The sequence below is a fragment of the Pseudoflavonifractor phocaeensis genome (assembly GCF_016901735.1).
Classification (GTDB): Bacteria; Bacillota; Clostridia; order Oscillospirales; family Oscillospiraceae; genus Pseudoflavonifractor_A.
On sequence record NZ_JACLZC010000001.1, the window covers coordinates 78,514 to 90,563 of the forward strand.

Genomic DNA, 12,050 nt, shown 5'->3' on the forward strand with positions numbered 1-12,050 from the left:
GTCCCCCCTTTCTTCCCTCTTCTCTTTTCCCTACCGTACGTCACGCCGGGCGAAGAGGAGCAGCCCCGCCGCCGTGCTGCCCAACAGCCACAGCATCCCCACCCCCCAGCACCAGAGCTGATAGGCCAGCGACAGGCTGCCGCTGAGATACTCCGCCATCAAAAGAGAGTAGGGCATGAGGATGGTCTGGATGATCTCCATGGGCCAGACGTTCACATTGCCGCCAAAAAACAGAGAGGCGATTACCACCAGTATGGGCTGGCCAAAGAAAAAGAGCAGATAGTAGCCCCCTACCCAGGCCCCGGCGCTGGGGATCAGCATGGCCGCCATGTGACAGAAGGCCGCCGACCCGCACCAGAGAGGCAACGCCGCCAAAATGACAAAGAGCAGGATCATGCCGTTGAGCCACAGGTTGTCCTCCGTGCCATGGGACAGAAAGAGCCAGCCCAGCCCCAGCGCGCCGCCCATGAGTGCAAGGGCCAGCCCCACGCCCGCCAGCAGGACGGCCCACAGCTTGCCCAGATAGATCCGCCGCCGCTCCAGCCCAAAGGATACCTCATTTTTCAGCGTGTCGGTGCAGCGGCCGTCCACCGCCTGGACCAGCAATGGAGCCAGCAGCATCCCCACAAACTGAAAGGCGGGAAGATCCCCCGCCAGCTCGGCCAGCGTCGCCCCGCTCAGCGTATACAGCAGAAAAAATAAAAAGGCCAGCGCCGCCAGAATTCCCGCCAATGCCCAGAAAGAACGGCGGCGGGAGACCTTCCACAGCTCCGCTTTGACATAGTTGAGCATGGATGGTCTCCCCCCTTTTATCGAATCTCCTTTTTCCGGAACAGCGCCAGACCAGCCGCCGTGAACACCGCGCACCACACCAGGCCGCTGGCCCAGCAAAGGCCCAGATAGCTGCCGTCAAAGGCCATGTTTTTCAGATTGTCCAGCATAAAAGACGGCGTAAACTGCCGCATCACCTCAAACACCGGATGGAACAGCAGCCCGAAGGCCTGCAATACGCTGGGCAGCACCCCCAGAATCCCCACGGCCGCAAAGGCCGCCACCGTGGAGGAGCGAACGTGAAAATAGCAGAAGATGGATACCGCCTGGGCCCCAAACCAGAGGGGCAGCGCGCCGGACAGGGTGTAGCCGATGAGAGACAGCGCTCCCTGGTCCAGCTCGTTGTGGGGATAGAGCACCCAGCAGCCCAGCAGGTAGAAGCCCACCATGACGGCGGCCGCCACCAGGGATACCAGCAGCGACACCAACAGCTTGCCCACATAGATCCGGGTGCGGGAGAGGCCGTAGGAGACCTCGTTTTTCATGGTATTGTACTTGTACTGGTCAGAAAAAACCATGTCCGCGGTCAGCAGGGTGGCATACATGCCCACCCCCAGCAGGACCGGGATCATCAGGGCGGTGGAGCAGAAATCAATGGAAGCGTTGCCCCACTGAAGGGTCAGCCAGCTGCCCCACAGCAGCAGTCCTTCCAGCGCCAGACAGACCAGCAGCGTCACATAAAAATAGCTGCGATGAAACACTTTATAGCACTCGGCAGAGAGATAGTTACGCATGGCGGGCACCTCCGATCAGATTGAGGAAGTAGTCCTCCAGATTGGCGCCCCGGCTCTCCAGGGCCGACAGGGTTACCCCCGCCTCCACCATGGCTCTGGCGATCTCCCCCGGCCGGTCCAGATGGCTGTAAAGCCGGAGCACCGTGGGATGGACCACTTCATAATCGTTGGTGCCCAAAGTACGCTCCAGCACCAGGGAGGCCGCGGGCGCGTCGTCCACGTGGAGCTCCAGACAGGCCCGGCATTTCTCCTCCAGCCGTTTGGCGCTGATCTCCTCCAGCATAATGCCCCGGTCCAAAAAGCCGTAGCAGGTGGCCAGATTGGAAAGCTCGCTCAAAATGTGGCTGGAAATCAAAATGGTGGTCTGCCGCTCCTGGCTGAGCCGGAGCAGCAGGTTGCGGAATTCCACGATGCCCTCCGGGTCCAGGCCGTTGATGGGCTCGTCCAGCAGCAGAAAGTCCGGCCGGTTCATCAGCGCCAGCGCCAGCCCCAGCCGCTGCTTCATGCCAAGCGAAAAATGCTTGAACTTCTTCCTGCCCGTGTCGGCGAGGCCCGCCGCCTCCAGCGCCTCCTCCACGGCCGACTTGCCGGGAATGCCCCGCTGAATGCGGTAATACTCCAGATTCTGCCGGGCGTCCAGATAGGGATAAAAGCTGGGGACCTCTACCATGGCCCCCGTCCGGGCCCGCATGGCCGCCAGACCTTTGGGCGTGTTGGCCCCGAAGAGGGTGATCGTCCCCTCCGTGGGGGTGGTCTGGGCGGTAATCATCCGGATGATGGTGGTCTTGCCCGCGCCGTTGCGCCCCACCAGTCCGTAGATCTGCCCTTTTTCCAAATGTAAATCCACGTGGTCCACCGCCAGCGCGTTTCCGTAGCGCTTGGTGAGCCCACGGGCTTCCATGACTTGTTCCGCCATTTGGCTTTCACCGTTCCTTTCCTGAATGTGAGTCCAGTATAGCGGAAAGAGGATAACCCGTCTTTAAGCAAAGATAAAGAAACCATAAAGTATATAAAACGGCGGGCGGCCGCAAGGGCCGCCCCTACGGGGTGGGCGTTCCCCGCTTGCCTCCCTCTCTGAGGGAGGTGCCCCGAAGGGGCGGAGGGAGTTGCTGTTATGAAGGATGACTCCCTCAGTCAGCTGCGCTGACAGCTCCCTCAAAGAGGGAGCCCAGGCACGCGGGGAATTGAAAAACGACGGTGTTTTCATTCGTCTGCCATTTTGAACCCAATACCCCACACCGTCTTGATGTACTCCCGGTCGCTGACCTTGGCCAGCTTGGAGCGCAGGTTGGAAATATGGACGTTCACCGTGTTGTCGTCCCCCATGTAGGGCCCGCCCCACACCTGCTCATAGAGCTGCTCCCGGGTAAAGACCTTCTTGGGGTGGGACAGGAGCAGGGAGAGGATCTCGAACTCCCGGGCGGTGATGGACACCGGCCTCCCCCCTGCCGTCACCGTCACGCTCTCCCGGTCCAGCACCAGGTCCCCGTGGGTCAGCACCTGGCCGCCGGCGCCGCCGGAAAACTCCTTGTACCGCCGCAGCTGGGCCTCCACCCGGGCCAGCACCTCGTCGTTGTCAAAGGGCTTGGGGATGAAGTCGTCCGCCCCCAGGCGGAGCACGTTCACCCGGTCGGAAAGACCCGTCTTGGCCGAGAGGACGATGATGGGCATGGTCTTGCGGCGGCGCAGCCGCTCGATGAGCTCCTCCCCGGTGAGACCGGGCAGCATCAGGTCCAGCAGGATCAGATCGTATTCATACTTGGAGGCCCACAGCTCCGCCTCGCTGCCCGAAAAGGCCGGGCGGCAGTCGTAGCCCGCGCCCCCCAGCACCGTACACAGCAGTCGGTTGATGTCCGGGTCGTCCTCCACCACCAGGATGTGGCACGTCTCCATTGTCCGTCCTCCTTTACTTCACCCGCAGCTTCCGGGCCAGTTCCCCGTCCGGGTCCACATAGGCCGTCTGGCAGGTGGTGTAGATCACCATGCCCGGACGGGACCCCGCCGGCTTCTTCACATACTTCACCGGCGTATAGTCCACCGGCACCTTGGTCCCCTCCCGTGCCTGGGAGTAGTAGGCCGCCAAAATCGCCGCCTCGCTGAGGCTCTGGGCGTCCGGCTCCCGGCCTTCGGTCCAGAGGATCACATGGGAGCCGTGGATCTTCTGGGTGTGGAACCAGATGTCCCACTTCCCCGCCTGCTTGGCGGTGAGCTGGTCGTTCTGGGTGTTGTTCTTCCCCACCGAGATGCGCAGCCCCGCCGTGGAGCGGAACTCCATGGGCCGGCCCGCCACCCGCTTTTCCCGCTTGGCCGCCGTCTTGGCCCGGCGGAGATAGCCCGTGTCGGTGAGCTCCTGCCGGATCTCCAATAGATCCCGCTCCCCCTCGGCCAGCGCGATGGCCTCCAGCACGCTGTTCAGGTATTCCAGCTCCCGCTCCCCCTTGGAGATCTGGACGCTGAGCATCTCCTCCGCCGTCTTGGCCTTGTTGTAGGCCTTATAATACTTGGCCGCGTTCTGCTGGGGGGTGAGCAGCGGGTCCAGCTTGATCTCCACCTCCTTGCACTCCGGGTCGTAGAAGTCCATGGCCCGCAGCACCGCCATGCCCTTTTCCATGGTGTGGAGGTTGGACGTGATGATGTCCCCCAGCTCCCGCAGCCGGTCCCGGTCGAAGGTGGCCTCCAGCTCCTTCTCCTGCCGGCCCAGCTTGCGGGCCACCCGGTCCCGGGCGTTGGTCACCGCTTTGATGAGGTCCTGCCCCCGCTGGCGGGTGCGCTCCGCCTGGTCCCGGGTCTCGTAAAAATCGTCCAGCAGCTTGGAAAAGCTCTCCTGCCGCCGGCACTCGGTCTGGGGCCCGTACTGCAAAATGGGCAGGAAGGTAAAGTCCACCGGCTTGCCCTCCCGCACCAGCACATAGGGGGTAAAGCGGTTTTCCCGTACATCCTCCAAAAAGCGGTCCAGCACCGCCGGCAGGGCTTCCGGGTCCTCTCCCGCCCGAAAAGCCAGCTCCCGGGCAATTAAGGGCGAGATGCCGGTGAAGGCGTCCAGCAGCAGTTTATCCATGGCCTTGCCGTTGGGGTTATGGAGGGCTGCCGCCAGTTCCTCCGGCGTCGCCGTTAGGGGGTTTACCTTATCCGGCGCGGGCGGCAGGCGGTAAAACATGCCGGGCAGCACCTGCCGCTTGGACGACAGGTCCCCGTCCACCCGGCGCAGACAGTCCACGATGCGCCCTTCGGCGTCCAGCAGGATGAGATTCGCCCGCCGCCCCATGCACTCCAGCACCAGGCGGCGCTCCACCCGGTCCCCCAGCTCGTCGATGGTTTCCAAGCGAAAATCCAGCAGACGCTCCATGGGGGGCTGGGTGATGTCCAGAATCCGTCCGCCGGTGAGGTGCTTGCGGAGCAGCATACAGAACATGGGGGGCTTTTCCGGGTTTTCCCGGGGCAGGGTGGTGAGCTGGGCCCGGGGCTGGCTGGGACTGGCCGACAGCAGCAGCTTGACGTTGCCCGCCGGGCCACGCACCGCCAGCATCACCTCGTCCCGGCCGGGCTGGTAGATCTTGTCGATCTTCCCGCCGCCGATGGCGGCCCGCAGCTCCTCCGCCACGGCGGAGAGACAAATGGCGTCCAGTGGCATTCCTTATTCCTCCTCCATCATGACGGCAAACAGATCGTTGAGCCGGTCTGTTTTCCCCTGCAAATAGAGCCACCCGAAGAGGGCTTCCAGCCCGGTGGCCGCCTGGTACTCCGCCCGGCTGGCGTTCTGAGGCACGCTGTGGGGGCTGGTGTTGCGCCCCCGGCGGAACACGTCGTGCTCCTCCTCGCTCAGAAGGGGCAGCACCTTCTCCGCCGCCCTGGCCTGGGCCGGCGCCGCCACATAGCGCACCGTGGCCTTATGTAGGCCCCGGGCGCTGGCCTTGCCGTGGAGGCACAGCCAGGAGCGGACCATGACTTCAAAAACCGCGTCCCCCAGATGGGCCAGCCCCAGGCTGCTGATGGCCGCCCGCTGGTCGGCGGTGGTGTTTAGGTGAAAATAATCCATGGGTGTTCTCCTTGTTCAGTATCGGTCAGACCACTTGGAAGAGGTAGAACTTCAGATAGTTGGTCTCGGGGACGTTCCACAAGATGGGATGGTCCGGGGCCTGCTGCCGGGCTTCGATCTGCCTCAGCTCCACGCCGGCGTCAAAGGCGGCGGCCCGCAGCATCCGCACAAACCGCCCCTCCTCCATGAAGTGGGAGCAGGAGCAGGTGGCCAGATAGCCGCCCCGGGGCAGCAGCTTCATGGCCCGGTAGTTGATCTCCTTATACCCCCGGGCGGCGCTGTCCACCGTCCTGCGGCTCTTGGTAAAGGCCGGCGGGTCCAGGATAATGAAGTCGTAGGGCTTGCCCCCCTGCCGCTCCAGTTCGGGCAGCAGGTCGAACACGTTGGCCGCCACGCAGTCCATCTTGTCCTCCAGGCCGTTGCGGAGGACGTTGGCCCGGGCCAGCTCCACCGCCGACTCGGATACGTCCACCGCCGTCACATGGGCCGCGCCCCCCTTGGCCGCGTTCAGCGCAAAGGAGCCGGTATGGGTGAAGCAGTCCAGCACCCGTTTCCCCCGGGCCAGCTTGGCCACCGCCCGGCGATTATACTTTTGGTCCAGGAAAAATCCGGTCTTTTGGCCGTTTTCAAAGTCCACGGCGTAAATCACGCCGTTTTCCACAATGGTGGTCTGGGTGCTGTCCGGGTGGGCCTCCCCGGGGAGCGCAAACCACCCTTTGTTTTCTTCCAGTCCCTCATGGGCACGGAGGGCCACGTCGTTGCGCTCGTAAATTCCCTTGATATCCTGGCCGTCGGCCCGGAGGGTCTCCGCCAGCAGGGGGAAAAGCACCGGCTTAAGCACCTCCATCCCCCGGGACAGGGTCTGGGTCACCAGTACGTCGTGGAACCGGTCCACCGTCAGTCCCGGGAAGGTGTCCGCCTCCCCGAAAATCACCCGGCAGCAGTCCAGATCCGCCGGGTCCATCACCGTCTTGCGGTAGTCCCAGGCGTACTTCACCCGCCGGGCCCAGAAGGCCCCGTCAAAGCGGTCGTTGGCGTTGCGGGAGATGAGACGTACCCGGATCTTGGAGGTCTCGCTCAAAAACCCCGTGCCCAGATAGCGGCCCTTCTCGCTGCACACGTCCACCAGGCCGCCGTTCTCTGCGCTGCCCTCCATGGCCTTCACCTCAGCGTCATATACCCAGGGGTGTCCCCCCACGATGGCCCGCTCCGCCTTCTTCGTCACCGTGCAGCGGGCATAGCCCCGTCCCTCTTTCATGTCCGGTCCTCCCTTTTCATTGTTGCAACTTTGTAGTATACCCCAAAAGCCCCCTCTTGACAAGCCGCCGGACTGGTTCAGATACGGTTGGAAGCCGTCGGAAGAAAAATGAGGTCAGGAAACGACGCCGTCTCCTGACCTCTCTCTTTTTACACGTCCACGATATGAAAGCCGGCGGCCTTGTTCAGCCGGTTGTTCACCGCCAGGCCGATGCCCTCCTCGTCGGGGCACTGGGACCAGATCTCTTTTACGCCGGTGCTGTCAAACCGCCGCAGGGCGTCAAACACCCGCCGGGCCTGTTCGCCCTTGTCCGCCGCGGGACCGATGGTCTCCACGATGCAGACCCCAAACAACTCCGCGTACTCGTCAAAGCAGATCACGCCGCTCCCCTCCCCCGCGTGGGAGGAGATGTACGCCGCGCTCTCCGCCGGATCGCCCCGCACCACCGTCACCGGCGCTTTGGGCGCATAGTGCCGGTACTTCATCCCCGGCGCTCTGGGGTGCTCGTCCTTTCCCATCAGACGGGTGACGGCCTGGTCCACCTCTACCGCGCCCAGGGCATCCCGCAGCTCCTCCAGCGTGATTCCGCCGGGACGGAGCAGCCGGGGCGGCTTGGCCGTCAGGTCGATGATGGTGGACTCCACCCCCACCTGACAGGGGCCTCCGTCCACAATGGCGTCGATCTTGCCGTCCATGTCCTCCAGCATGTCCGCCACGTTGGTGGGACTGGGCCGGCCCGACGTGTTGCCCGACGGCGCCGCCACCGGCACGTCCGCCGCCGCGATGATGGCACGGCACAGCCTGTGAGCCGGACAGCGCATCCCGACTGTATCCAGCCCCGCCGTCACCGCGTCGGAGACCAGAGGCTTGCGCCGCAAAATCATGGTCAGCGGACCCGGCCAGAACCGTTCCGCCAGCACCCACGCCGCCGCCGGAATGTCCGCGCAGTACCGCTCCAGCCAGGACGCCTCCGGAATGTGCAAAATCAACGGGTTATCCTGGGGCCGGCCCTTGGCCGCGAAGATGCGGCGTACCGCGTCCTCGTTCAGCCCGTCGGCCCCCAGGCCGTATACCGTCTCGGTGGGGATGCCCAGCAGGCCGCCCCGGCGCAGGACCGCCGCCGCGGCTTCCACATCCGCCGCCGTATATCTCTCTGTGATCAAATTATCTTTCGCCTCGTTCCCGCTCAGCGCCAGTCGTCCCGCCGACAGGTGCAGGCAGAAATCAGTGCCAGAATGCCCGCCGCCGCCAGCGCCGCACCGGCTACGATGGTCAAAATCGCGCTTCCTCGTTTCACGGCTGCCGCCCTCCTTCTCGTTTTCTTATTCGTAAATGCCCACCGGCATACCCGCCAGCTCAATGGTGGTGTCCGGCGCAAAGGCCCGCTGCTGCAGGTAGTTCTTTACCGCCAGAATCCCATACTTGGGGTTGAGCCGCTCGTCCTCCAGCTCCAGCTCCACGCTGCCCCCCGGGCCCTCCTGCCGGGAGCCCAGCAGCCAGCCGTTGTCCTCCAGCACGTAGTCCAGCTCTTTCTTCATGCCGTCCAGGTCCAGGTCCTGGGGCAGCGTCTTAAAGTGGATGATGAGTTCCATGGTCCTTTTCTCCTTTGTTCAATGTTCCTCGCTGCGGCGCAAGCGCTCCGCCTGATCGGCCGTCACCAGACCGTCGATGACCTCGTCCAGCCCGCCGTCCATCACCGCCTCGATCTTGTACAGGGTCAGACCGATGCGGTGGTCGGTCACCCGGCCCTGGGGGAAGTTGTAGGTCCGGATGCGCTCGTTGCGCATCCCGCTGCCCACCTGGCTGCGCCGCTGGGCGGTCACCTCCTCCGCCTGGGCCTGGACCTGTTCGTCATAGAGCCGGGCCCGCAGAATCTGCATGGCCTTGTCCCGGTTCTGGAACTGGCTGCGCTCCTGCTGACACTCCACCACCGTGCCGGTGGGCTTATGGATGAGCCGCACCGCCGACGAGGTCTTGTTCACGTGCTGCCCGCCGGCGCCGGAGGAGCGGAACACCTGCATCTCAATGTCCGCCGGGTTGAGCTCGAACTCCACCTCGTCCACCTCGGGCAGCACCGCCACCGTGGCGGTGGAGGTGTGGATGCGCCCGCCGGACTCGGTCTCCGGCACCCGCTGCACCCGGTGGACCCCGCTCTCAAATTTTAACCGGGAGTAGGCCCCCTCCCCCTCGATGACCATGGAGAGCTCCTTGACGCCCCCCAATTCCGTCTCGCTGAGGGAGGTCACTTCCACCGTCCAGCCCCGGCGCTCGGCGTACATGGTGTACATCCGGTGGAGGGAGTGGGCAAAGAGCGCCGCTTCCTCTCCCCCCACCCCGGCCCGGATTTCCACGATGACGTTTTTTCCGTCGTTGGGGTCTCTGGGCAAAAGCAGAAGCTTGAGCTCCAGCTCCAGCCGCTCCACGTCCTCCTTTGCCTGGGCGAACTCCTCCCGGGCCAGGTCCTTCATGTCCGGGTCGCCCATAAGGGCCTCGGCTTCGGCCAAATCCCGCCGACGACCCTCCAGCGCCCGCCAGGCCCCCACCACCGGCTCCAGCTCCCGCTGCTCCCGGTTCAGACGGGCCACCAGCGCCGGGTCCCCATAGGTCTCCGGCGCGCTGAGCTGGGCCTCCAGCACCTCATACCGATGCTCCAGCCCCCTCAGTTTGTCCATCATATCCAATTGCAATCACCTGTCAAAGAAAAAGGATTTCACCAGCGCCAGCGGCTCCCGCAGGTACATCTTCAGACGGGAGGGCACATGGGAACTGGGCGCCGCCAGAGTGGACAGGTTGTCCGCCCGTCCCCACACCCGCTCGCACAGCAGGCGCACCCGGGTCAAGTGGAAGCCGTTGGACACCACCACCATGTCCGCCCCGGTGTCGTAGCCCTCCGCCGCCAGCAGCGCCAGACTGTTTTCCAGGTTCTGCATGGTGTTGAAGGACTGGTCCTCCAATAAAATGCGCTCGCCGTCCACCCCGTGCTCGGTCAGGTAGTCGTACATGCACTGGGCCTCGCTGACCGGCTCGTCCGCACCCTGGCCGCCGGAGACCACCACCGTCAGATTCGGGTGATCCTCCAGATAGGAAAGGGCCTTGTCCAGCCGGTCCTGCAAGAGAACCGACGGCCCCCAGGGCTTCACCTGACAGCCCAGGATAATCATGATCTCCGGCGTGCCGCTGACGCGGTCCACGCTGCCCGACAGCACCAGACCCAGCAGCCCTCCGAAGCAAAGAAGCCCCGCAAGGACCACCGCCAGCAAAATACGGACCGGTATGGGCAATCTCCTCATCCTCTTGCCTCTTCCAGCTCGGCGGCCAGAGCCTCCCAGCGGGTGTAAAGGGTGGCGATCTCCTCTTCCAGCGCCTTCTGGGCCTCGCAGACCGCCTGGAGCTCCAGATAGTTGCTGGAAACCTCCTCCGCCCGGCGGGTGAGCTCATACATCTGCTCCTCCGCCCTGGCCACCTCCCGCTCCGCCGCGGCCACCTGCTTTTCCAGCAGCTTGGTGCCCCCGGCCCGCTTGGGCTTCTCCTTCTTCGGTTCGGGCGGTACGGCGGCCTTTTTGGCCTGCTCCACCTGCCTGCTCTTTTCCCTGGCCGCCCGGAAGGCCCCGAAGGTGCCCCGAAAATCGGTGAGACCGCCGTTTTCCAGCATCCACACCCGGCCGGCAAACTGATTGATGAAGTACCGGTCGTGGGACACGAAGAGCAGCGCCCCGTCATAGTCGGTGACCGCTTCCTCGATCCACTCCCGGGAGGCGATGTCCAGATGGTTGGTGGGCTCGTCCAGGATGAGCAGGTTGATCTTGCTGTCCATGAGCATACACAGCCTTAACCGGCTCTGCTCGCCGCCCGACAGGGCGGACACCGGCTTAAACACGTCCTCCCCCCGGAAGTTGAAGACCGCCAGACGGTCCCGTGCCTCCTGGGTGGTGCAGTTCTGGTCGTACAGCATGGTGTCCACCAGGTTCCGCTCCGGGTGGTCAAAGTGGACGATCTGGGGCAAATACCCGATCTTCACCGTGGGGCCCAGACGGATCTTGCCCCCGTCGGGCTGCTCCTCCCCCATGATGAGCTTGAGGAAGGTGGACTTGCCGGTGCCGTTGTCCCCCAAAAGGGCGATGCGCTCCCCGCCCTCCACCAGAAGATCCACGCCGGAAAAGAGGGTCCGGTCCCCAAAGCCCTTCTTCAGGTCCTTGACCACCATCACCTCGTCGCCCTGAAAGTCCCGCTCGCCGAACCGCACGTCCAGCCGGCGCTCCTTTTTGGGCTTGGCGGTGGTGCGCAGGCGCTCCATCCGCTTTTCGATGGAAAAGGCCCGCTTGTGCAGCTTGTCGTTGCCCATAAAGGCCCACAGATGCAGCTTGTCCGCCGCCGTCTGGAGCTGCTGGAGCTTGGCCTGCTCTTTTTCGTACTGGCGGAGCCGCTCCTCATACCGCCGCTCTTTTTCCTCGGCGTAGAAGCTGTAATTGCCCGCGTAAAATTCCGCCTTGCCCTCCTGAATCTCAATGACCCGCTTGACCACCCGGTCCAAAAACCACCGGTCATGGGAGATGGCCAGCACCGTGCCCTTGTACTTGTCCAGATACTCCTCCAGCCACTCGGTGGCCCGGAGGTCCAGATGGTTGGTGGGCTCGTCCAAAAGGAGAATCTCCGTGTCCTCCAGAATCAGGCGGGCCAGATTCACCCGGGTCTTTTCCCCGCCGGACAGAGAGGCAAAGAGCTGTCGGCGCATATCAGGGGAAATTTGCAGGCCGTTGCACACCTTGTTCAGCGGGGTCTCGGTGTCGTAGCCGCCGCCCGCCTCAAAGGCGGCGGTCAGGGCGTCGTACCGCCGCAGCAGGGCCGGGTCGCTGTCGCTCCCCATCCGCCCAGCCAGCTCCGCCATCTCCGCCTCCATGTCCCGCAGCCGCCGGAAGGCCGTGCGCAGCACGTCCTCCACCGTGTAGTCCGGCGGGTAGACCGGGATCTGGGAGATGAGCCCCACGCCCTTTCCCGGGGCGATGGTCACCTCGCCTTCGTCATAGTCCAGCTCTCCGGTCAGGATCTTGAACAGCGTGGTCTTGCCCGCGCCGTTGCGGCCCAGCAGGCCCACCCGCTCCCCCTGGTCCACCTGAAACGTCAGGCCGTCCAGGATGCGGCTGCCCACCTCAAATTCCTTCACCAGACCGGAGACCGATAGATCAATCATATA

General features: G+C 64.0%; 12 protein-coding genes. All 12 read right to left on the reverse strand.

Annotated features, from left to right (window positions below; translation table 11 throughout):
• Positions 1 to 30: 30 nt before the first annotated feature.
• The 12 genes from H7U37_RS00430 to abc-f all read right to left on the reverse strand — a co-directional run bounded on the left by H7U37_RS00430 (position 31) and on the right by abc-f (position 12,047).
• The gene (locus tag H7U37_RS00430; protein WP_204872710.1) at positions 31 to 792 is read right to left on the reverse strand and encodes an ABC transporter permease; all 762 of its coding nucleotides are present in this window, start codon (positions 790 to 792) and stop codon (positions 31 to 33) included.
• 17 nt (positions 793 to 809) lie between these two features.
• Entirely contained in the window at positions 810 to 1,565 is a 756-nt protein-coding gene (locus H7U37_RS00435) for an ABC transporter permease (RefSeq protein WP_204872712.1), read from the reverse strand.
• On the reverse strand, positions 1,558 to 2,481 hold the full coding sequence (locus H7U37_RS00440) for an ABC transporter ATP-binding protein (RefSeq protein ID WP_204872715.1): 924 nt from the start codon (positions 2,479 to 2,481) through the stop codon (positions 1,558 to 1,560). The genes H7U37_RS00435 and H7U37_RS00440 overlap by 8 nt, the downstream gene beginning before the upstream one ends.
• 287 nt (positions 2,482 to 2,768) lie before the next feature.
• Positions 2,769 to 3,458, reverse strand: coding sequence for a response regulator transcription factor (locus H7U37_RS00445; protein ID WP_204872717.1), 690 nt, complete (start codon positions 3,456 to 3,458; stop codon positions 2,769 to 2,771).
• Between the two features lie 13 nt (positions 3,459 to 3,471).
• A complete protein-coding gene (locus H7U37_RS00450) occupies positions 3,472 to 5,196 on the reverse strand; it encodes an Rqc2 family fibronectin-binding protein (RefSeq protein WP_204872719.1) in 1,725 nt (574 codons plus the stop codon).
• A gap of 3 nt (positions 5,197 to 5,199) precedes the next feature.
• Entirely contained in the window at positions 5,200 to 5,601 is a 402-nt protein-coding gene (locus tag H7U37_RS00455) for a Mini-ribonuclease 3 (RefSeq protein ID WP_204872721.1), read from the reverse strand.
• 25 nt (positions 5,602 to 5,626) lie between these two features.
• The gene (locus H7U37_RS00460; RefSeq protein ID WP_204872723.1) at positions 5,627 to 6,859 is read right to left on the reverse strand and encodes a class I SAM-dependent rRNA methyltransferase; all 1,233 of its coding nucleotides are present in this window, start codon (positions 6,857 to 6,859) and stop codon (positions 5,627 to 5,629) included.
• A 149-nt stretch (positions 6,860 to 7,008) separates the two neighbouring features.
• Positions 7,009 to 8,022, reverse strand: a complete 1,014-nt coding sequence (locus H7U37_RS00465; protein WP_204872725.1) for an L-threonylcarbamoyladenylate synthase — start codon at positions 8,020 to 8,022, stop codon at positions 7,009 to 7,011.
• A 159-nt stretch (positions 8,023 to 8,181) separates the two neighbouring features.
• The gene (locus tag H7U37_RS00470) at positions 8,182 to 8,451 is read right to left on the reverse strand and encodes a hypothetical protein (protein ID WP_204872727.1); all 270 of its coding nucleotides are present in this window, start codon (positions 8,449 to 8,451) and stop codon (positions 8,182 to 8,184) included.
• Positions 8,452 to 8,469: 18 nt separating this feature from the next.
• Positions 8,470 to 9,534: a peptide chain release factor 1 gene (gene prfA / locus H7U37_RS00475; protein WP_204872729.1), complete on the reverse strand. Its 1,065-nt coding sequence runs from the start codon at positions 9,532 to 9,534 to the stop codon at positions 8,470 to 8,472.
• Positions 9,535 to 9,546: 12 nt separating this feature from the next.
• Positions 9,547 to 10,149: a YdcF family protein gene (locus tag H7U37_RS00480; protein WP_204872731.1), complete on the reverse strand. Its 603-nt coding sequence runs from the start codon at positions 10,147 to 10,149 to the stop codon at positions 9,547 to 9,549.
• Complete coding sequence (gene abc-f, locus H7U37_RS00485; protein ID WP_204872733.1) at positions 10,146 to 12,047, reverse strand: ribosomal protection-like ABC-F family protein; 1,902 nt, start codon at positions 12,045 to 12,047, stop codon at positions 10,146 to 10,148. The genes H7U37_RS00480 and abc-f overlap by 4 nt, the downstream gene beginning before the upstream one ends.
• Positions 12,048 to 12,050: the final 3 nt, after the last annotated feature.